The sequence below is a fragment of the Caulobacter sp. UNC358MFTsu5.1 genome, from assembly GCF_000712075.1.
Classification (GTDB): domain Bacteria; phylum Pseudomonadota; class Alphaproteobacteria; order Caulobacterales; family Caulobacteraceae; genus Caulobacter.
This window is the reverse complement of record NZ_JONW01000008.1, coordinates 210,630-230,835: the sequence shown is the minus strand read 5'-3', so window position 1 is coordinate 230,835 and position 20,206 is coordinate 210,630. Positions and strand designations below refer to the sequence as shown.

Here is a 20,206-nt window from a genome sequence, read left to right as displayed (position 1 = left end):
CCGTAGCGGACGTCCGCCCTGGTCACTATCGTGCGGACACGACACTCCCGCCCATGGAGACCGCGTGCGAAATCGCAGATTCCCGCCCCTGCCGACGGCCCTGGCCAAGCAGCTTTCAACGATCAAGGCGACCGACGGCGGCCTCTATCGGCCCTGCGTGGCGACCTTGCGCGACGGGACCGTCCTGAACTGCGTGTACTTCGCCGAAGCCCAGCGCTGGTTCCGGTATTGGGGTGTTTGGCCGGACGAGGATCGGGGCAAGACGGCCCTGGATATCGAAACCGTGGCGAGCGTCGCGGACAGCCCGTCGCGGCTCCCCGCGCCCTTCGCCGACGCCCTGTACGAGGCCGGGGAAAGCGGCATGGGCTACACCGTCTTCACGGTGCAGTTCGAAGACGGGACCAGCGTCGCCGTGGGGACCGGCAACGCGGTCGACTTCATCGTCTATCCGCCGGGGCAATCCCGGGACACCGTGGTCAAGGTGCTTCCGCACGTGGGGCGCGGCGATCCGAAGATCACCGCCGCGCCGCCCTATTCCTGGTGCCTCTACGACGCCGGCTAGGCAGGCCGGCCAAGCTCGGCTCCCCGTCTCGCCAAGGGGCGAACGCCTGCCCGCCGTCTTGGGGTAACGCGGATCATCCAAGGACACCGCCTGCCCATCCGGCAAGCTCACCCCAAAAACTCGACCAACCGCCGCATCTCCGCGACACATGACCTCGACAAGCACGGCTTTAGAGGAGAAGTATGCCGCCTTTCGTCGCGGGAGCATGCCTGCGCGTCGCATTGGGGTCGTTTCTTGAAAACGCTGTTCTTTACCGCCTCCGCCCTCGCCCTTTCGCTGACCTTCGGCGCCGCCTCGGCCCAGGAGCGCGTGCCGGTCCAGGGGCCGCCGACCCCGCCGATCGCCGCGGCCCAGGACGTGGCCTATCCGGGCGTGCTGAAGCTGACCGTCGACGCCACCGACCTGGATCGCCGCATCTTCCAGGTCCGCGAAACGATCCCCGTCGCCAAGGCCGGCCCGATGACCATCCTGTACCCGCAATGGGTGCCGGGCGGCCACTCGCCCCGCAACGATCTGGACAAGATGGCCGGCCTGGTGATCACCGCGAACGGCAAGACCCTGCCGTGGACCCGCGACCCGGTCGCCGTCCACGCCTTCCACTTCGACGTGCCGGACGGCGCGACCGAGATCCAGGTCAGCTTCCAGTTCCTCACCCCGGTGAAGTCGGACGTGGGCCGCATCCTGGTGACCGACGACATGCTGAACGTGCAGTGGCTGCAGCTGGGCTTCTACCCGGCCGGCTACTACACCCGCCGCATCCAGATCGAGCCGACCGTGAAGCTGCCCGAAGGCTGGGGCTTCGGCACGGCGCTGGAGAAGGCCTCGTCCAACGGCCAGTCGACCACCTTCAAGACCACCACCTTCGAGACCCTGGTCGACTCGCCGATGTTCGCCGGCCGCTACTACAAGCAGGTCGACCTGGACCCCGGCGCGGCCGTGCCGGTGCGCCTGAACATCGTGGCCGACAAGCCCGAGCTGCTGGAGATCAAGCCGGAAGCCCTGCAGATCCACCGCAACCTGGTGCAGCAGGCCTACAAGCTGTACGGCTCGCACCACTACGACCACTACGACTTCCTGCTGGCCCTGACCGACAAGATGGGCGGCATCGGCCTGGAGCATCACCGCTCCAGCGAGAACGGCGTGGTTCCGAAGTACTTCACCGACTGGGACAAGACCTTCGTCGGCCGCGACCTGCTGGCCCACGAATACACCCACTCGTGGAACGGCAAGTTCCGCCGCGGGGCCGACCTCTACACCCCCACGCTGAACGAGCCGATGCGCGACAGCCTGATGTGGGTCTACGAGGGACAGACCCAGTACTGGGGCAACGTCCTGGCCGCCCGCTCGGGCCTGCAGACCAAGCAGCAGGGCCTGGAGTCGCTGGCCATGACCGCCGCGCTCTACGACACCCGCGCCGGCCGCAACTGGCGCAACGTGCTGGACACCACCAACGACCCGATCATCGCCAACCGCAAGCCGGCCTCGTGGACCAGCTGGCAGCGCAGCGAGGACTACTATTCGGAAGGCCAGCTGGTCTGGCTCGACGCCGACACCCTGATTCGCGAGAAGACCGGCGGCAAGAAGTCGCTGGACGACTTCGCCAAGGCCTTCTTCGGCGTCGAGAACGGCTCGTACGTGGTGCTGACCTACGACTTCGACACCGTGGTTCAGACCCTGAACGGCGTCGTGCCGTACGACTGGGCGACCTTCCTGAAGACCCGCATCGAGGGCCTTTCCGAGCACGCCCCGCTGGATGGCCTGACCCGCGGCGGCTACAAGCTGGTCTATACCGACACCCCGACCGAGTTCTTCAAGGCGGCCGAGACCAAGGGCAAGATCGTCAACCTCAGCTACTCGCTGGGGATCACGGTCGGGGCCGGCGGCGTGCTGTCGGCGGTCAACTGGGACACCCCGGCCTTCAAGGCGGGCCTGACGGCCGGCGAGACCATCGTGGCGGTCAACGGCACGGCCTACAGCGACGACCTGATCAAGGACGCGGTCAAGGCCACGGCTAAGACCGACGCCCCGCTGGTCGAGCTGCTGATCAAGGACGGCGAGCGCTACCGGACGGTCAAGGTCGACTACCACGGCGGCCTGAAGTACCCGCGCCTGGAACGCATCGAAGGCACGCCGCCGCGCCTGGACGACATCTACGCGCCGAAGAAGTAGGGTTTCGGTTCGTCACGACGATGAGGCCGCCGGCGGAAACGCCGGCGGCCTTTTTCTTGAAACACCCTCTCTCTTTGAGAGAGGGAGGGGCCCATGGCGAAGCCATGGGAGGGTGAGTGGTTACACTCTCTCCGGATGAAACACGGTCGTTCAATGGGTTTTCGGGGCGATGTCCTGTCCGCGTCGGCGGCCTTCGTGCACTCGCCTGGCGTCAAAGGACACGGCTGCACGGCTCTGGGTTTGCCGGTTGGCGGCGAAACCACTCACCCTCCCACCGCTTCGCGGCGGGCCCCTCCCTCTCTCAAAGAGAGAGGGGGTTAGAGGGCGCGCCCCATCTCAGTAGATGCACAACGCGTCCATTGCGGCGTCGAGCGGCCTTGATGCCGCCACGGGTTCCGTGAAAGAGAGCCCAAGCTTCCGCTTCAGATGGACTGTCCTAGATGAACCGCACCGCCGCCCTGGTCCTGGGCCTTTGCCTGCTGTCGAGCCCCGCCCTGGCGCAGGAGGCTTCGGCCCCGCCGCAGCTGTCGGCCGCCGTCGACACCACCAAGGCCCTGGCCGAGGGCCAGGCCTTCCTGGCCCAGAACGCCAAGGCGCCGGGCGTGGTCACCACGGCCTCGGGCCTGCAGTACAAGGTCACGACCTCGGGCCCCAAGACCGGCAAGTCCCCGAAGCCGGGCGACATCGTCAAGGTGCACTACGAGGGCAAGCTGCTGGACGGCACGGTGTTCGACAGCTCGTTCCAGCGCGGCCAGGCGGCGATCATGCCGGCCGAGGGCCTGATCCCGGGCTGGCTTGAGGCCCTGCCGCTGATGCACGTCGGCGACGAATGGACCCTGTGGATCCCGGCCGACCTGGCTTATGGCGACCGCGCCACGGGCCCGATCCCGGCCAACAGCGTGCTGGTGTTCCGCCTGAAGCTGATCGACATGCTGGCGGTGGACTAAATTGAAGGCGCGGAGGCGGCGAACACTTGCCCCCTCCGCGCCTTCGGCGCTCCTCCCCCGTAGGGGGAAGATCCGCCCCCTATGGGGGCGGACAGGCGGCGAAGCCGCCAGGTGGGGGCAAGTGGGTGCGCCTCAGACCCCCTTTCGCGACGTCATCAGCGGCTGGATTTTCGTCCCGAAGTTCTCCACCCCGGCCACGAAGTCGTCGAACACCAGCAGCACCCCGGCCGTGCCCTCGACGGCCGCGACCTCGTCCAGCATCCGCGCCACGCTCTCATAGCTGCCCACCAGCGTGCCCATGTTCAGGTTCACCGCCGACTCCGGCGCGGCCAGCTGGGCGGTGTTGGTGGTCGCGCCCGCCGCGGCGTTCGGGGCGGCCTGGTTGGTCAGCCAGGCCAGGGCCTCCTGGTCGGCGCCGGCGCGGTAGGCCTGCCACTTGGCCATGGCCGCCTCGTCGGTCTCGTCGGCGATGATCATGAACAGGATGTACGAGGCCACGTCGCGGCCGGTCTTGTCGGCGGCGGCCTTGAGGCGGTCGTTGACCCCGCCGAACGCCGTGGGGGTGTTGGTGCCCTTGCCCAGGGCGAAGCTGTAGTCGGCGTACTGGGCCGTGAAGGCCAGGCCCTCGTTGGACGAGCCGGCGCAGATCAGCTTGGTCTCCTCGGGATGAGGGCTGACCCGGCAGTCGGTCATCTCGAAATACTTGCCCTTGAAGTTGCTGACGCCGGTGTCCAGCAGCTCGCGCAGCACGGTCGCGTATTCGGCCAGGTAGTTGTAGCGGTCGGTGTAGTGCTGCTCGCCCGGCCACAGGCCCATCTGGTCGTATTCGGCCTTCTGCCAGCCGGTCACCAGGTTGATGCCGAACCGGCCCGGGGCGATCGAGTCGATGGTCGAGGCCATGCGGGCCACGATGGCCGGCGGGATGGTCAGGGTGGCGGCGGTGGCGAAGATCTTGATCTTCTCGGTCACGGCCGCCAGGCCGGCCATCAGGGTGAAGCTCTCGAGGTTGTGCTCCCAGAACTGGGTCTTGCCGCCGAAGCCGCGCAGCTTGATCATCGAGAGCGCGAAGTCGAAGCCGTACTTCTCGGCCTTCTGCACGATCTCCTTGTTCAGCGCGAACGACGGCATGTACTGCGGGGCCGCCTCGGAGATCAGCCAGCCGTTGTTGCCGATCGGAATGAAGACGCCGATTTCCATGGGTTTATCCCCCCTCTTGAAGGTCGCCGCCGAGGAAGCTCAGCAGGCGTGAATTGAAGGCCTCGGGCGCGGTGACCGTGAATCCGTGGCCGCCCCAGGGCGCGATGTCGAGCACGGCGGCCGGCAGGCGCTCGGCCAGGCGGCGCGAGCAGGCCAGCGGCACCAGCATGTCGTCGGCGCTGGCGCTGACCAGCACGGGGCACGTGATGCGTTCCAGGTCGGCGTCGATGTCGAAGTCCAGCAGGGCCTGGATGCGGGCGCGCATGACGTCCGGGTCCGGGAAGCCGTGGATGTGGTGCACCTCCTCGGCCTCGAGGCGGGCGTTGTTGGCGCTGAGCCAGTCGGCCGGATACAGGAACAGCGGCTGGGCGTGGACATAGGCGGCGATGCCGGTGTTGTTCAACAGGGCCAGGCGGGTGTCGAAGCAGCGCTTGATGTGCGGGTCGGGCCGCGACCAGCCGTTGACCACCACCAGCCGGTCGATGCGGCCCGGATGGTCCAGGGCCAGGGCCAGGCCGGCGTTGCCGCCCGCCGCGTGGCCCACCACGTGGGCGCGCTCCAGCCCCAGGGCGTCCATCACCTTGACGATGTCGTCGCCCATGTCGCTGACGCTGTAAGGACCGGAGGGCAGCTCGCGCACGCTGCGGCCCGTGCCGCGGTGGTCGTACAGCACCACCGGCCAGCGCGCGGTCAGGGCTTGCATCTGCGGCGCCCAGAACGCGCCCGAACCGCCGAGGCCCGACGACAGGAGCACGACGTCCCGGCCGGCTATCGGACCGCCATGCAGTTCGTAGTGGAGGCCGTCGACGATGCCCGAGGTCATGCAAAAACTCCGCGGGGAGGAGGCGTCATCACTTCTTGCCGATGTGGGCGACCGAGGCGATCTCGACCACGAAGCCGGGCTTCACCAGGCCGCACTGGATGCAGTAGCGGGCCGGTTTGTCGCCGGGGAAGTACTCGGCATAGACCTTGTTGATGGTCTGGTAGTTGGACCAGTCGGTCAGGAAGATGTGGTTCATGGTCACGTCGTCCATGGTCCCGCCGGCGGTCTCGATGACCGACTTGATGGTCTCCAGCACCTGGCGGGTCTGGGCCTCGGCGTCGTCGGGATTGGCGACGTTGTTGTCCTTGTCGAACGCCAGGGTGCCCGAGACGTAGACCACGCCGTCGGCCAGGGTCCCCGGCGAGAACGGGGCGATGGGCGTGCCCGTGCCGGGCGGGATGATGACGGTCTTGGGCATTTTATCTTCCCTTCCAATTTCAGTTGTCATCCCGGAAAGCGCGCAGCGCTTGTCCGGCACCCAGGTGAACCGCACCGCATCAGCCCAGTCCCCTGGGTCCCGGACAGCCCCTGCGGGGCTTCCGGGATGACGCCGGTTTTGCGTTGCGTTCCTAAGCCTCCCGCTGCCCCACCGCGCCCTTGAAGTCGGCCGTGGTCGAGACCCAGCCGAAGAACTTCTCGATGTTGTAGAGGGCGGCCTGCTGCACGAATTCGGGTCCCGCCTGGTGGGTGGCGTCCTCGAGCACGGTGCCGAAATATTCCAGGAAGAAGCCGTCGCGCAGGGTCGACTCCACGCAGACATTGGTGGCGATGCCCACGAACACCAGGTGGCGCACGCCGCGCGAGCGCAGCACGCTGTCCAGCTGGCTGTTGAAGAAGCCGCTGTAGCGGGTCTTGTGCAGCACGATGTCGCCGGGGACGGGCTTGAGGTCGTCGACCAGCTCGTAGTCCCAGCCGCCCTTGGCCAGCAGCTTGCCCTGCAGCTCGGGCCGGGCGCGCATGGTCTTCAGGGCGTTGGACTTGTGCCAGTTGGGCGAGCCCGGGCCGCCGGCCTCGACATAGTCGCTGTCCCAGCCGTTCTGGAAATAGATCACCGGCATGCCCGCGCCTCGGGCCACGTCCAGCACGCCCTTGATCTTGTCGATCACCGCCGCCGCGCCGCTGATGTCGAAGCCGGCCAGGTCCAGATAGCCGCCGGGCGAGGCGTAGGCGTTCTGCATGTCGATGACGATCACCGCGGTCTTGTCGACCGGCAGGGCGATCGGCTCGGGCCGGGCCGGCAGCATCAGGGTGTCGGGTGTGGTCATGCGCTCTATTCCACGAGGGTGAGCGACGCAGGTAAGACCATCGCGGAGCGGCGCGCAATCGACCAATGATCGCCGAACGGCGCCCGGGCGCGTTTTGCCCGGATCCTGTGCTAATTCAGAAACGACTTACTAATTTGGGGGCTGAACCCGCATCCGGCTCGTAAGGCGCAAAGCCCCAAATCGTTGTCATCCCGGAAGCCTCGTAGAGGCTGTCCGGGACCCAGGGGACTGGGCGAAGGCGGTGCGGTTCACCTGGGTCCCGGGTCTACGGCCCGCTACGCGGTCCTCCGCCCGTGATGACAACTAAGGTGGCCGTCCTAGTTCCCGACCGCCGGAGCGCCCGCCGGGAGGTCGGCCTCTTCCTTGCCGGTGCTGGGCAGGGACAGGGTCAGGACGCAGACCAGGCCGCTGGGGCGGTAGTCGAGGCGGGCCTCGCCGGCCAGGTCGGACTTCAGGCTGGCGGCGATCAGGCGCGAGCCGAAGCCCTGGCGGGCGGGCGGCGACACGCGCGGGCCGCCGCGCTCTTCCCAGTGCAGGGTCAGGCGGTGCAGGGCGCCGGGATCGACGTGCCAGACCACCGTCACCGAGCCCTCGGGAACCGACAGGGCGCCGTACTTGACCGCGTTGGTGCCCAACTCGTGGAACACCATCGACAGGGCCAGGGCCGCGTTGGGCGTCAGGGCCACCGCCGGGCCGGCCAGCACGGTGCGGTCCAGATACGGCTCGAGGGTCTCCTCCAGGATCTCCTTGAGGTCGGCGCCCTCCCAGACGCTCTGGGTCAGCAGGTCGTGGGCCCGGGCCAGGGCCATGATGCGCTCGTTGAAGGCGTGCAGGCCGGGCGTGTCGGCGGGCCGGCCCAGGCTCTGGCGGGCCAGGGACTGCACGGTGAACAGGGTGTTCTTCACCCGGTGGTTCAGCTCGTTGATCATCAGCTGCTGGCGCTGGTGGGCGCGCTGTTCCTCGTCCTCGCGGGCCCGCAGCTGGTCGGCGGCGTCGTGCAGGGCCGCGCGCACCTCGGCGATCTCGCGATAGCGGTCCGGGACCACGGGGATCGGCTCGCCCGCCGCCATGGCCTTGGCGTCGGCGCCCAGGCCGCGCACGGCGGCGGCGATGTCGCGCGCCACCACCACGGCCACGGCCACGCCGATGACCAGCAGCAGCACGCTGGCGGCGGTCAGCCAGCCCACCGACGACCAGTTGGCCCGGCTCAGCTCGCGGCGCGGCACGCCGACGATGAACGACCAGCCGCTGGTCGACGACCGGCTGAAGGCCGACAGGGTGGCGGTGCCGTCCAGGGTGTGGCTCAGCGTCACCCCCTCGGGGCCCCGCGCCATCGCCTTGCGCATGTCCTCGCTGGCCGTGCGGCCCAGGAAGCGGTCGGCGTCCCGCGAGCGCGACACCAGCATGGCGTTGCCGTCGACGATGCTGGCCGTCCAGCTGGGCGGGATGTTCTGGCTCGCGAAGATCGACGAGAACGCCGCGGGCCGCTGCTGGTAGGCCAGGTCGTAGAGCCGGCCGTTCACGATCACCGGCATGTCGATCGACACGAAGGGCTGGAACTGTCCGGGCTTGGCGGGCCGCACCAGGTTCGACACCGTCGTGCGGCCGGCGCGGATGGTCTGCCAGCGGTAGTCGGGCAGGGCGTACGGCGGCGGAGCCTGCCCGGGCGGCAGGCGGGTGTTGACCAGCTGGCGCTGATTGTCCAGCAGCACGACCCAGCCCTCGCCGCCCTGCACGGCGGCCCGGGCCTGGCGCTCGAAGGCGGGGATGTCGCCGGCGATCAGGTCGGGCGAGACCGCCAGGGTCTGCAGGATGCTCTGGCCCTGGCCGATCTGGCGGTCGGTGGCCAGCACCAGGGCGCGGGTGGTGGCGATCAGCTGCCGCTCGTAGCGCGCCCGGCTCTCGCCGAACTCGGCCCGGGCCAGCAGGGCCATGAACAGGGTGGCGGGCACGACCAGGCTGAGGGCCATCAGCAGCAGGCGCCGGCGCACGGTGCCGGCGGCGGGCGGAGGCGGGGTCGTTGCGGGGTCGGGGGCGACCGGGTCTTGCAAGGGCGGGGGCTCATCCTTGGGGGACGCGCTCAAGTGAAGGCGACCGCCGCGCCGGGTCAAGCGCTTAAGGCGAACCCTGCGGCCGTCGTCGCCATGGGCAACCTTCGGTCGGGCTTGGGGTTCTTTTCTCCGCCCACGGCAAAGATGTCGGGGTTCATGGGAGACTTCACAGCATGCGTATCGTGACCATCGCGGCCGTCGCCGCCCTCGCCCTCGGCGCCGCCGCCTGCCAGCCCAAGGCTGAAAAGGCCGCCGACGCCGCCGCCGACGCCAACGCGGCCGCCGCCTCCAGCCAGCAGGCCGCCGACGCCGCCGCCCAGGCCGCCAACGCCAGCACCACCGCCGCCCAGACCGGCGACACGGCCACCGCCAAGGCTGCCGGCGACACCGCCGCCGCTGCGGGCGACCAGGCCGAAAAGGCCGGCGACCAGGCCAAGGACGCCGGCCACGACGCCAAGGACGCGGCGCACTAGTCGGCGCTCGAAAGCGCCTTCTAAACCGCTCGTCATCCCGGGCCTTGTGCCCGGGGCCCCTCTATCCGCCGCAGGTGCGGGAGGGGCGGTTCGCTGGCGAACCGCTTGCTCTTCACGTGCGAGCTGAACCAGGGGTCCCGGGCACGAGGCCCGGGATGACGGATGTTTGGAGGACGGTGGAGCGATAGGTGAGGGCGGCGCGTTCCCCCTCCATGCCCAGAACCCGAAAACCCCGCCGCAAGGCCGCCCCCGCCGACGCCTTCGCCCTGGCCACGACCGGCGCCGAGCTGGCCCTGGCCTCGCTGCGGGTGGTCAACGCCCGCACGCCGATGATCGTCCAGGCGGTCAACGACCCGGCGCGCGGGAACTACGCCGAATTGACCCGCATGGTCTCGGAAAAGCCCCTGGCCTTCGCGCGCGGCGCCCACGCCGCCGGACCGGCCTGGCTGGCCATGGCGGCGGAGTCCAATCGCTACCTCACCCAGGCCTGGCGGGCCCCGACCTGGGGCCTGGCGCCCGCCCTCAACAGCTCGTTGGACGCCATGGCCTTCTGGGGGCGGATGATGTCGCTGGGCATGGCCTGGCAGTCGGCGATGCTGGCCCCCGTGCACGCCACCGCCACCGCCAACGCGCGCCGCCTGGGCGCGAAGGCTTGAGGCCAGCCTGCAGGTCCGACGCTAGGGAAGGCGCGTTTTTTCCTAGCCGAGCGCCGGAAATGTCCGCCATCCTGGCGATCCTGGAACCCGAAGGCGGCGTCAGACCGCCTCGGACCGCGCGAGGAGACCTGTCGACCATGCCCGGATCCGCCGCCGTCGATTTCGACCGCATGACGACCCTGGGCGACGTCGCCCGCTATCACCGCGAGGTGCGCCCCGAGGCGACCGCCCTGCAGTTCGAGGGGCGCTCGACCACCTTCGCCGACTTCGACCGCCACACCGACCGCGTGGCCGCCGCCCTGCTGGCCGAGGGGCTGAACAAGGGCGACCGCATCGCCTATGTCGGCAAGAACAGCGACCACTATTTCGAGCTCTTGTTCGGCGCGGCCAAGGCCGGGGTGGTGCTGGCCCCGATCGGCTGGCGCCTGGCCCCGCGCGAGATCGCCTACATCCTGGGCGACGCCGAGGCGCGCATGGTGTTCGTCGGCCCCGAGCTCCTGGCCCACGTCCGCGACGTGGCCGTGCTGATGCTGGACCAGCCGGTGGTCGTCGCCATGGAAGCCAACGAGTACGGCCATCCCACCTTCGAAGCCTGGCGTGACGCCTGCCCGGCGGCCTCCGTTCCCGCGCCGGTGACCCCGGCCGACGTCGCCGTCCAGCTCTACACCTCGGGCACCACCGGCCGGCCCAAGGGCGCGATGCTGACCCATTCCAACATCCTGGCCACCCGCCGGCTGGCCGCCGAGGCCGACATGGACTGGAACCGCTGGGGTCCCGAGGACGTCAGCCTGGTGGCCATGCCCGTGGCCCACATCGGCGGCACCGGCTGGGGCGTGGTGGGGCTGGTCAACGGCGCCAAGGGCGTGGTCGCCCGCGAGTTCGACCCGACCAAGGTGCTGGACTTCATCGAGAAGGACCGGGTCTCCAAGATGTTCATGGTGCCGGCCGCCCTGCAGATCGTGGTGCGCCTGCCGCGCGCCCGCCAGGTCGACTACAGCCGCCTGACCCACATCCTGTACGGCGCCGCCCCCATCCCGCTGGACCTGCTGCGCGAGTGCCTCGAGGTGTTCGGCTGCGGCTTCGTCCAGCAGTACGGCATGACCGAGACGACCGGCACGATCGTCTATCTGCCGCCCCAGGACCACGACCCGGCCGGCAACGCCCGCATGCGCTCGGCCGGCCTGCCCATGCCCGGCGCCGAGCTGAAGATCATCGGCGACGACGGCCGCACCCTGGGTCCGAACGAGGTGGGCGAGGTGGCGGTGCGCTCGCCCGCCAACATGGCCGGCTACTGGAAGATGCCCGAGGCCACGGCCGACACTATCGATTCCGATAGCTGGTTGCGCACCGGCGACGCGGGCTACATCGACGAGGACGGCTACCTGTTCATCCACGACCGCGTGAAGGACATGATCATCTCCGGCGGCGAGAACATCTATCCGGCCGAGGTCGAGAGCGCGGTCTACGGCCATCCGCACGTGGCCGAGGTGGCGGTGATCGGCGTGCCCGACGACACCTGGGGCGAGGCGGTCAAGGCGGTGGTCGCCCTCAAGCCCGGCGCGCCGGAAGACCCGGCCGACATCATCGCCTTCGCCAAGACCCGCATCGCCGGCTTCAAGGCGCCCAAGACCATCGACTTCATCGACGCCCTGCCGCGCAACGCCTCGGGCAAGATCCTGCGGCGCGAGCTGCGCGACCCGTACTGGGCGGGCAAGACACGACAGGTGAACTGATGGCCGGAAACCCGTCCGCCACCCCAACGGTTGTCATCCCGGAAAGCGCGCAGCGCTTGTCCGGGACCCAGGGGCGGCCGCACCGCGCTGGCCCGGTCACCTGGGTCCCGGACAGCCCCTGCGGGGCTTCCGGGATGACAACGGTATTTGGTTTTCATCCCTAAGGAGACGAGCACGTGGCGGACGGTGGAAGTCGCACGGCGGGGCTGGTCCAGGGGCTGTATCAGCCCGAAGGCGCGCCGCGCGTCGATTTCCGCAGCCCTGCCGGCGAGCCCGCCCTGGCCGCGCCGGACTCGGTGTCGTGGCGGGTGTTCAAGAACCCGGTCTCGCTGTTCGTCGGCGGGGTGACGGCGGTGATCCTGGAGCTGGCCGAGCCGAGAGTGCGCACCGGGGTGTGGGAGCATTCCAGCTTCCGCCGCGATCCGCTGCCGCGCCTGAAGCGCACGGGCCTGGCGGCCATGGTCACGGTCTACGGCGCGCGCTCGACGGCCGAGAAGATGATCGCCGGCGTGCGGCGCATGCACGACAGGGTTACGGGCGACACCCCGGCTGGGGCGGCCTACCGCGCCAACGACGTCGAGCTGCTGGACTGGGTGCAGGCCACGGCCAGCTTCGGCTTCATGGAGGCCTATCACGCCTATGCCCGCCCGCTGAGCGCGGCCGACCGCGACCGCTTTTACACCGAGGCCGCCCCGGCGGCGGCCCTCTACGGCGCGGTCGGGGCGCCGGCCTCGGTGGCGGAATGGGAGGCCCAGCTGGCGGCGATGCTGCCCAAGCTGGAGCGGCACGAGATCGTCTTCGAGTTCCTGGACCTGATGCGCAAGACGGCGATCCTGCCGGGACCGCTGGGCGGCCTGCAGGGGGCGCTGATCCGGGCGGCCGTGGCGATCACGCCGGCGGAGGTGCGGGCGGTGGTCGGGCTGGGGCCCGAGTGGGACCTGGGGCCGGTAGAGGGCCGGCTGGTGCGGTTGGCCGGCGCCGCGGCGGATCGGATACCCGTGAAGGGCACGCCGGCGGTGGAGGCTTGCCAGCGGATGGGGCTGCGGAGCGACTATCTGTATCGGCGGTGAGGCGAACACTTGCCCCCTACGGACCGCTTCGCGGTCGTCTTCCCCCGTAGGGGGAAGAGCCTAGGGCGCGAGGCTCCGCCCCCTACGGGGGCGGACAGACGGCGTAGCCGTCAGGTGGGGGCAAGTGGGTGTGATCCCACGCTAACCTCAATCCGTATTCCCCTGATGCTCCACATGCCCCTCGCGCACCTCGGTCCGCGAGAACACCTCCTCCTGCCCGTCCTGCAGCAGTTCCTCGGCGTCGGCCTTGTCCTGCTCGGCCTGGGCCAGGACGATGCGCAGGGCCTCGACCTCGGTCGGGGCCTCGACCACGACGCTGCGCAGAGGGGCTTCCGGCGGAGCGTCGCCGAGACGGACATCGATGCGCCAGCGGGTGGTCATGCAGCTTCTCCGAGGTTGAAGGCGTTGGTTCGCTCCTCAGGTAACGCACCATTGCACCGTGCGGCGTTTCTGGCGAGTTTGCGGATAGTTCAGTTGGGGAGTCTTCATGGCGATGGGCGGCGGGCGAGTGGGTCCTGGGCGGCAGGGCGTGGATCGGAGAGCGGTCCTGGCCGGCGCGACGGGACTGGCGGGATTCGCCCTGGCCGGGGCGGGCGCGGCCCGCGCCGCCTCGCCCCGGGTCGAGGCCCTGATCGCCCAGATGACCCTGGAGGAGAAGGCCGGCCAGCTGTCGTGCTATTCCGACATGATCCGGCCGCCCGTCGGCGACATCAATCCGCTGGTCAACCAGCGCAACACCCAGCAGATCCTGGCCGACCTGCGCGCCGGGCGGATCGGCACCCTGATGAACGGCGTCGGGGTCGAGGGGGCGCTGCTGGCCCAGACGGCCGCCGTCGAGCATTCGCGCCTGCGCATCCCGGTGCTGTTCGCCGCCGACGTGATCCACGGCTTCAAGACCGTCTATCCGATCCCCCTGGGCGAGTCGGCCAGCTTCGACCCCGCCCTGGCCGAGCGCACGGCGCGGGCGGCGGCGATCGAGGCCTCGTCCTACGCCAACCACTGGACCTTCGCCCCGATGGTCGACGTGGCCCGCGACCAGCGCTGGGGCCGGGGCGCGGAAGGCTCGGGCGAGGACGTGTTCCTGGGCGAGGTGATGGCCCAGGCCCGGGTGCGCGGCTTCCAGGGCCGTGACCTGACAGCGCCCGACAGCCTGCTCTCGACCGCCAAGCACTTCGCCGCCTACGGCGCGGTGGCTGCGGGGCTGGACTACAACACCGTCGACCTTTCCGAGGAGACCCTGCGCGAGGTGCACCTGCCGCCGTTCAAGGCCGCCTTCGACGCCGGCTGCCTGGCGGTGATGTCGGCGTTCAACGACATCAACGGCGTGCCCTCGACGGCCAACAAGCACCTGCTGACCGACATCCTGCGCGGCGAGTGGAACTTCAAGGGCGTGGTCATCTCCGACTACACCGCCGACCAGGAACTGGTGGCCCACGGCTACGCCGCCGACGACAAGGACGCCGCGCGGCTGGCCATCCTGGCGGGCGTCGACATCAGCATGCAGAGCGGGCTCTACAGCCGCTACCTGCCCGAGCTGGTCGCCCAGGGGCGGGTGCCGATGGCCACGGTCGACAACGCCGTGCGCCGGGTGCTGAACCTGAAGGAGACGCTGGGCCTGTTCGACCGGCCGTTCCGCTCGATCGACGCCAAGGCCCAGGCCGAGAACACCGCCACCCCGGCCATGCGGGCGCTGTCGCGCGAAGCCGGCGCGCGGTCGATCGTGCTGCTGAGGAACGACAACGCCCTGCTGCCCCTGCCGGCCAAGGGCAAGAAGCTGGCCCTGATCGGCCCGTTCGCCGAGGACCGCGCCAACATCCTGGGGCCCTGGGCCTTCTTCGGCGATCCCAACCTGGGCGTCGACCTGGCCACCGGGATCCGCGAGGCGATGGCCGACCCGTCGCAGCTGATCGTCGCCCAGGGCTGCGACGTCGAGAACACCATCCCCGGCGGCTTCGACAAGGCCGTCGCCGCCGCCAAGGCCGCCGACGTGGTGCTGCTGGCGGTGGGCGAGAGCCAGAACATGTCGGGCGAGGCCCAGTCGCGCACCGAGATCGGCCTGCCGCGCGTGCAGCAGCAGCTGGCCGAGCTGGTCGGGGCGGTGGGCAAGCCGACGGTGGTGCTGCTGCGCCACGGCCGGGCCCTGGTGCTGGAGGGGGCGGTCAAGGCCGCGCCGGCCGCGCTGGCCACCTGGTTCCTGGGCACCGAGACCGGCCACGCCGTGGCCGACGTGCTGTTCGGCAGGGTCAATCCGTCGGCCCGCCTGCCGGTCAGCTTCCCGCACGAGAGCGGCCAGGAGCCGTTCGCCTACAACCACCGCACCACCGGCCGCCCCGCGCCCCAGGCCGACGACAGCCAGGAATACAAGGCCCGCTGGCGCACGACGCGCAACGAGGCGCTGTACCCGTTCGGCCACGGGCTGTCGTACACCAGCTTCGCGCTCAGCGACGTCAAGCTGTCGACCACCCGCCTGGCCTGGAACGACAAGCTGTTCGTCACGGCCACGGTGACCAACACCGGCAAGGTCGCCGGCGAGCACGTGGTCCAGCTCTATGTCCGCGACCGGGTGGCCAGCCGCACCCGGCCCATCCGCGAGCTCAAGCGCTTCCTGCGGGTGGCCCTCAAGCCCGGCGAGAAGCGCGAGGTGCGCTTCAGCCTGGAGCGCGGCTCGCTGATGTTCGTCGGCGACAACGACCGCTGGATCGCCGAGCCGGGGATGTTCGACCTGTGGGTGGCCAACAGCGCGGTGGACGGGCTGGCGGCGAGCTTCGAGCTGCTGGGGGCGTGAGGCCGGGGACATGCCCTCGCGGCGTGTCCCCAGGACCTGGCTCGTGGATGCTGGTGGGGACACGCCGCAAGGGCATGTCCCCGGTCGTTGACATCCCAAGCTCGACCGATCATTTATCCTACAAATAAGAACTCCAGAGTCGGAAACGCGTGCCCATGCCCACCGCCACCCCCATCCGCGTGGCCCTGATCGGCCTGGGCAAGATCGCCCGCGACCAGCACCTGCCGGCCATGGCCGGGAACCCGGATTTCGAGCTGGTCGCCATCGTCAGCCGCCACGCCGAGCAGCCGGGCCTGCCCAGCTTCCATACGTTCGACGAGCTCCAAGCCAGCGGCGTCGCCTTCGACGCGGTCGCCCTGTGCACCCCGCCCCAGGTGCGCCACGGCCTCGCCCGCCAGGCGCTGGAGGCCGGCAAGCACGTGATGCTGGAAAAGCCGCCCGGCGCGACGCTGAGCGAGGTCGAGGACCTGCGCCAGGTGGCCGAGGCCCACGGCGTCACCCTGCAGGCCACCTGGCATTCGCGCTACGCCCCGGCCGTGCAGCCCGCCCGCGACTGGCTGGCCGGCAAGACGATCACGGCGGCGCGGATCAACTGGCGCGAGGACGTCCGCGTCTGGCATCCGGGCCAGGACTGGATCTGGGAGCCGGGCGGCCTGGGCGTGTTCGACCCCGGGATCAACGCCCTGTCGATCGCCACCGCCGTCCTGCCGCGCCCGTTCTTCCTCACCTCGGCCGTCCTGCACGTGCCCGAGAACCGCCAGTCGCCGATCCAGGCCGAGCTGGACTTCGTCGACACCGTCGGCACGCCCGTCCGCGCCGAGTTCGACTTCCTGCAGACCGGTCCGCAGAGCTGGGACATCGAGATCGACACCGACGCCGGGCTCTTACGCTTGTCGCACGGCGGGGCCAGGTTGTGGATCGACGGCGCCCTGGTCCACGAGGCGCCCGAGGCCGAGTATCCGGGCCTGTACGCCCGGTTCGCCGAACTGATCGCGGCCGGTGCGTCCGACGTCGACGTCACGCCGCTGCGCCATGTGGCCGACGCCTTCCTGCTGGGCCGGCGGGTCGCCGCGCCCGCCTTCGTGGAGTAGCGGGCCGAGGAGCTCCACAGTTTGGCGTCACGACGTTCTTGCATAAAGGCGAGCCGCGACGTTAGGTACCACCCAGGGGCGTGAGACCTGCGTACGGCGACTGTGGCTGACGGGGAGGGGACGCGTCCGGGGAGAGACGCGTGAAGGTCCTGGACGCACCGCTGCCGCCGCCGCTCGTCGCCGCGCTCCGGGCCTGCCGCCCGCATCTCGTGGCCGCCGCCGTCTTCAGCGCGCTCATCAACATCCTGTTGCTGGCGCCGACCATCTACATGATGCAGGTCTACGACCGGGTCGTGCCCACCGAGGGCCGGCTGACCCTGCTGTACCTGACCCTGGTCGTGGCCTTCGCCCTGGCCACCCAGACGGCGCTGGAGTCGGTGCGCGCGCGCCTGCTGACCCTGGCCGGCCTGCGGCTGGACCGGCTGCTGGCCGGGGGCATCCTGCAGAAGCTGATGAGCGCCATGGCGCCCGGCTCGTCGGCCCAGGGCATGCGCGAGTTCGACCTGGTGCGCCAGGCCATGTCCGGTCCGGTGGCCACCGCGATCATGGATATCCCGTGGACGCCGATCTACGTGCTGGTCGCCTTCATGATCCACCCGGCGCTGGGCGCCATGACCGTGGCCGGCGGCGCCCTGCTGGTGGTGCTGGCGGTGCTGAACGAGCGGGCCACCCGCACCCGGGCGCGCGAGGCCTTCATGGCCCAGGCCCAGGCCTACGCCTCGCAGGAGGCCGCCGCCGCCAACGGCGAGGTGGTGCGCGCCCTGGGCATGCGCGGCGCCCTGCGCGAGCGCCAGCTGGCCGACCGCCGCACCGGCCTGGACCTGTCGGCCAAGGCCCAGTTCACCGGCGGCGGCTATTCGGCGGCCACCAAGTTCACCCGCATGTTCCTGCAGTCGGCCGCCCTGGGCCTGGGGGCCTGGCTGGCGGTGGACAAGCAGATCTCGGCCGGCGCGATCATCGCCGCCTCGGTGCTGATGAGCCGCGCCCTGCAGCCGATCGAGCAGCTGGTCGGGTCGTGGGGACTGGTCGGCCAGGCGCGCGGCGCGCTGAACAACCTGATCAAGCTGTTCCCGCCCACCCAGGGGCTGGAGGTGTCGGGCACCCAGCTGCCGGCCCCGACCGGGGCGCTGTCGCTGGAGCAGGTGGCCGTGCGCGCGCCCGGCGAGGGCCCGGTGCTGCTGCGCGGCGTCGCCCTGAAGCTGACGCCCGGCGAGATCCTGGGCGTGATCGGTCCCAGCGGCGCGGGCAAGACGACCCTGGCGCGGGTGGCCGCCGGCGCGATCACCCCCGACGCCGGCACGGTGCGCCTGGACGGCGCCAACCTGGCCGACTGGGACGGCGACAAGCTGGGCCGCTATATCGGCTACGTGCCGCAGGACTCGGCCCTGCTCGCCGGCTCGATCAAGGACAACATCTCGCGCTTCGCCATCTGGGCCGGCGGTGACCCCGCCATCGTCGACGCCAACGTGGTGGCCGCGGCCCAGGCGGCCGGGGTGCATGAGCTGATCCTGCGCCTGCCCAAGGGCTACGACACCCACCTGGGGGCGGGCGGCCGCGGGCTGTCGGCCGGCCAGGCCCAGCGCGTGGCCCTGGCTCGGGCCCTGTACGGCGACCCGCCCCTGCTGATCCTGGACGAGCCCAACTCGGCCCTCGACGCCGACGGCGAGCTGGCGCTGAACAACGCCATCCTGGCCGCCAAGGCGCGGGGCGCGACGATCCTGATCGTCGCCCACCGCACGGGCATCCTCAACATCGCCGACCGCCTGCTGGTGCTGCGCGACGGCCAGATGGAGCTGCTGGGCCCCCGCGCCGACGTCGTCGCCAAGATGGCCGAGGCCGCCAAGGCCGGCGCCGCCAAATCCGCTTCCACCGCCCTGCAGGCCGCCAAGCCATGATCGCCCTCAATCTCGACGGCCCCGAACAGACCCCGGAACCGGCCGCGGAGGAGACCCCCGCCAAGGTGCCGCCGCGCCTGTCGGACGATCCCACCCGGATGATCCGCATCGGCGCGGGGGTGGCGGGCCTGTTCTTCGTCGGCTTCCTGGGCTGGGCGGCCCTGGCCCCGCTGGACGCCGGCGCCTATGCACACGGCGTGATCGCCGTGGCCGGCAACCGCCAGTCGGTCCAGAACCGCGAGGGCGGGGTGGTCACCGGTATCCGGGTCGTCGAGGGCCAGAGCGTGGTCAAGGGCCAGATCCTGGTCGAGCTGTCGGCGTCCGAGCTGCGGGCCAGCGAGCGCGGCATGACCGGCGAGGTCCTGACCCTGCTGGCCCAGCGCGCGCGCCTGATCGCCGAGCGCGACCGCCAAGCCGGCTTCGCCGCGCCGCCGGAGTTCGCCAAGCTGACGCCCGAGGACCAGCCGCTGGCCGACGAGGCCCTGCGCCTGCAGCGCCAGCAGTTCCAGGCCCGCCGCAGCTCGCTGCAGACCCAGCGCGGCGTGCTGAACCAGCGCATCCTGCAGCTGAGCCAGCAGTCCAGCGGGGCCGAGCGCCAGCTGGACGCCAACCGCGAGCAGCAGAAGCTGATCGAGGAGGAGCTGGACGGGGTCCAGGAACTGGCCGCCAAGGGCTATGCGCCCAAGACCCGGGTCCTGGCCCTGCAGCGCAGCGCCGCCTCCCTGACCGGCGAGGACGGCGCCTACCGCGCCCAGATCGCCCGCTCGGCCGAGCAGATCGGCGAGACCCGCCTGCAGACCCTGTCGCTGGAGCGCCAGATGATGGAGGAGGTCTCGGGCCAGCTGCGCGACGTACAGGTGCGCCTGGACGACCTGCAGCCCAAGCTGCTGGCCGCGCGCGAGCAGCTGTCGCGGGCCACGGTCCGCGCGCCGTCGGGCGGCAAGGTGGTGGGGCTGAACGTCTTCACCGTCGGCGGGGTGGTGGCGCCCGGCCAGACCCTGATGGAGATCGTGCCCCAGGACCGCCGCCTGGTGATCCAGGCCAAGGTCTCGCCCAACGACGCCGACGACCTCAAGCCCGGCCAGAAGACCCAGATCCGCTTCACCTCGCTGCACGAGCGCGACCTGCCGCTGCTGAACGGCACCCTGACCGAGCTGTCGGCCGACAGCTTCACCGACGAGAAGACCGGGGTGCAGTACTTCCGCGCCGAGGTCGCCGCCCCGCCCGAAGAGCTGGAGAAGATCCGCAAGATCCGCGGCGCCCAGTCGGGCCTGCAGGCCGGCCTGCCGGTCGAGGTGCTGATCCCGCTGCGCAAGCGCTCGGCCCTGGCCTATCTGGTCGAGCCGATGTTCCAGACCTTCTGGCGGATGGGCCGGGAGCACTAGGAGGGAACCCCTCCCTCTCTCCATGAGAGAGGGCGGTCGAACCGCCAGCGCTGTCATCGGGAAAATAAAAGGCGGGCCTCCCCCAAGGCCCGCCTTCAGTTTGT

17 protein-coding genes are annotated in these 20,206 nt (G+C 70.4%); 11 read left to right on the top strand and 6 right to left on the bottom strand.

The annotated features are described in order from the left end of the window. The first annotated feature begins 64 nt into the window (after nt 1–64). The 3 genes from BR39_RS0116085 (at nt 65) to BR39_RS0116075 (ending at nt 3,678) form a co-directional block, all read left to right on the top strand. Entirely contained in the window at nt 65–562 is a 498-nt protein-coding gene (locus BR39_RS0116085; protein ID WP_029913982.1) for a hypothetical protein, read from the top strand. A gap of 234 nt (nt 563–796) precedes the next feature. Beyond that, complete coding sequence (locus BR39_RS0116080) at nt 797–2,731, top strand: M61 family metallopeptidase (RefSeq protein ID WP_029913981.1); 1,935 nt, start codon at nt 797–799, stop codon at nt 2,729–2,731. A gap of 440 nt (nt 2,732–3,171) precedes the next feature. Next, the gene (locus BR39_RS0116075) at nt 3,172–3,678 is read left to right on the top strand and encodes an FKBP-type peptidyl-prolyl cis-trans isomerase (protein ID WP_029913979.1); all 507 of its coding nucleotides are present in this window, start codon (nt 3,172–3,174) and stop codon (nt 3,676–3,678) included. Nucleotides 3,679–3,810: 132 nt separating this feature from the next. Here BR39_RS0116075 and rutA read toward each other — a convergent pair whose 3' ends face one another. From rutA to BR39_RS0116050, 5 genes are all read right to left on the bottom strand, one after another. After that, a complete protein-coding gene (rutA, locus tag BR39_RS0116070; protein ID WP_029913978.1) occupies nt 3,811–4,875 on the bottom strand; it encodes a pyrimidine utilization protein A in 1,065 nt (354 codons plus the stop codon). 4 nt (nt 4,876–4,879) lie between these two features. Continuing rightward, a complete protein-coding gene (gene rutD, locus BR39_RS0116065) occupies nt 4,880–5,698 on the bottom strand; it encodes a pyrimidine utilization protein D (RefSeq protein WP_029913976.1) in 819 nt (272 codons plus the stop codon). Nucleotides 5,699–5,726: 28 nt separating this feature from the next. After that, nucleotides 5,727–6,116: a pyrimidine utilization protein C gene (gene rutC / locus BR39_RS0116060; RefSeq protein ID WP_029913974.1), complete on the bottom strand. Its 390-nt coding sequence runs from the start codon at nt 6,114–6,116 to the stop codon at nt 5,727–5,729. 151 nt (nt 6,117–6,267) lie between these two features. After that, entirely contained in the window at nt 6,268–6,963 is a 696-nt protein-coding gene (rutB, locus tag BR39_RS0116055; RefSeq protein ID WP_029913972.1) for a pyrimidine utilization protein B, read from the bottom strand. Between the two features lie 317 nt (nt 6,964–7,280). Then, the gene (locus BR39_RS0116050) at nt 7,281–8,933 is read right to left on the bottom strand and encodes a sensor histidine kinase (protein WP_081916866.1); all 1,653 of its coding nucleotides are present in this window, start codon (nt 8,931–8,933) and stop codon (nt 7,281–7,283) included. Between the two features lie 254 nt (nt 8,934–9,187). Between BR39_RS0116050 and BR39_RS27375 the strand changes: the two genes are divergently transcribed. From BR39_RS27375 to BR39_RS0116030, 4 genes are all read left to right on the top strand, one after another. Further along, nucleotides 9,188–9,487 carry a hypothetical protein gene (locus BR39_RS27375; RefSeq protein ID WP_029913968.1) on the top strand — a complete coding sequence of 100 codons (300 nt, stop codon included), beginning with the start codon at nt 9,188–9,190 and terminating at the stop codon, nt 9,485–9,487. A 212-nt stretch (nt 9,488–9,699) separates the two neighbouring features. Then, the gene (locus BR39_RS0116040) at nt 9,700–10,143 is read left to right on the top strand and encodes a hypothetical protein (protein WP_029913966.1); all 444 of its coding nucleotides are present in this window, start codon (nt 9,700–9,702) and stop codon (nt 10,141–10,143) included. Between the two features lie 137 nt (nt 10,144–10,280). After that, complete coding sequence (locus BR39_RS0116035) at nt 10,281–11,876, top strand: fatty acid--CoA ligase (RefSeq protein ID WP_029913964.1); 1,596 nt, start codon at nt 10,281–10,283, stop codon at nt 11,874–11,876. Between the two features lie 176 nt (nt 11,877–12,052). Beyond that, the gene (locus tag BR39_RS0116030) at nt 12,053–12,946 is read left to right on the top strand and encodes an oxygenase MpaB family protein (RefSeq protein ID WP_029913962.1); all 894 of its coding nucleotides are present in this window, start codon (nt 12,053–12,055) and stop codon (nt 12,944–12,946) included. Between the two features lie 147 nt (nt 12,947–13,093). On the opposite strand, the gene BR39_RS0116025 is transcribed toward BR39_RS0116030, so the two are convergent. Then, entirely contained in the window at nt 13,094–13,327 is a 234-nt protein-coding gene (locus tag BR39_RS0116025) for a hypothetical protein (protein ID WP_029913960.1), read from the bottom strand. Nucleotides 13,328–13,439: 112 nt separating this feature from the next. Here BR39_RS0116025 and BR39_RS0116020 point away from each other — a divergent pair, with 112 nt between their 5' ends. The 4 genes from BR39_RS0116020 to BR39_RS0116005 all read left to right on the top strand — a co-directional run bounded on the left by BR39_RS0116020 (nt 13,440) and on the right by BR39_RS0116005 (nt 20,102). After that, a complete protein-coding gene (locus BR39_RS0116020; protein ID WP_369795648.1) occupies nt 13,440–15,731 on the top strand; it encodes a glycoside hydrolase family 3 N-terminal domain-containing protein in 2,292 nt (763 codons plus the stop codon). A 155-nt stretch (nt 15,732–15,886) separates the two neighbouring features. Beyond that, complete coding sequence (locus BR39_RS0116015) at nt 15,887–16,822, top strand: Gfo/Idh/MocA family protein (protein ID WP_029913956.1); 936 nt, start codon at nt 15,887–15,889, stop codon at nt 16,820–16,822. Nucleotides 16,823–16,962: 140 nt separating this feature from the next. After that, the gene (locus tag BR39_RS0116010) at nt 16,963–18,717 is read left to right on the top strand and encodes a type I secretion system permease/ATPase (protein ID WP_029913954.1); all 1,755 of its coding nucleotides are present in this window, start codon (nt 16,963–16,965) and stop codon (nt 18,715–18,717) included. After that, nucleotides 18,714–20,102 (top strand): HlyD family type I secretion periplasmic adaptor subunit, encoded by a 1,389-nt coding sequence (locus BR39_RS0116005; protein ID WP_051695780.1) that lies wholly within the window; start codon nt 18,714–18,716, stop codon nt 20,100–20,102. The genes BR39_RS0116010 and BR39_RS0116005 overlap by 4 nt, the downstream gene beginning before the upstream one ends. The last annotated feature ends 104 nt before the right edge of the window (nt 20,103–20,206 follow it).

Coding starts and splice junctions, on each gene's coding strand:
- BR39_RS0116075 (WP_029913979.1), top strand. CDS start 3,172: ATGAACCGCACCGCCGCCCTGGTCCTGGGCCTTTGCCTGCTGTCGAGC.
- rutA (WP_029913978.1), bottom strand. CDS start 4,875: ATGGAAATCGGCGTCTTCATTCCGATCGGCAACAACGGCTGGCTGATC.
- rutD (WP_029913976.1), bottom strand. CDS start 5,698: ATGACCTCGGGCATCGTCGACGGCCTCCACTACGAACTGCATGGCGGT.
- rutC (WP_029913974.1), bottom strand. CDS start 6,116: ATGCCCAAGACCGTCATCATCCCGCCCGGCACGGGCACGCCCATCGCC.
- rutB (WP_029913972.1), bottom strand. CDS start 6,963: ATGACCACACCCGACACCCTGATGCTGCCGGCCCGGCCCGAGCCGATC.
- BR39_RS0116050 (WP_081916866.1), bottom strand. CDS start 8,933: ATGGCCCTCAGCCTGGTCGTGCCCGCCACCCTGTTCATGGCCCTGCTG.
- BR39_RS27375 (WP_029913968.1), top strand. CDS start 9,188: ATGCGTATCGTGACCATCGCGGCCGTCGCCGCCCTCGCCCTCGGCGCC.
- BR39_RS0116040 (WP_029913966.1), top strand. CDS start 9,700: ATGCCCAGAACCCGAAAACCCCGCCGCAAGGCCGCCCCCGCCGACGCC.
- BR39_RS0116035 (WP_029913964.1), top strand. CDS start 10,281: ATGCCCGGATCCGCCGCCGTCGATTTCGACCGCATGACGACCCTGGGC.
- BR39_RS0116025 (WP_029913960.1), bottom strand. CDS start 13,327: ATGACCACCCGCTGGCGCATCGATGTCCGTCTCGGCGACGCTCCGCCG.
- BR39_RS0116020 (WP_369795648.1), top strand. CDS start 13,440: ATGGGCGGCGGGCGAGTGGGTCCTGGGCGGCAGGGCGTGGATCGGAGA.
- BR39_RS0116015 (WP_029913956.1), top strand. CDS start 15,887: ATGCCCACCGCCACCCCCATCCGCGTGGCCCTGATCGGCCTGGGCAAG.
- BR39_RS0116005 (WP_051695780.1), top strand. CDS start 18,714: ATGATCGCCCTCAATCTCGACGGCCCCGAACAGACCCCGGAACCGGCC.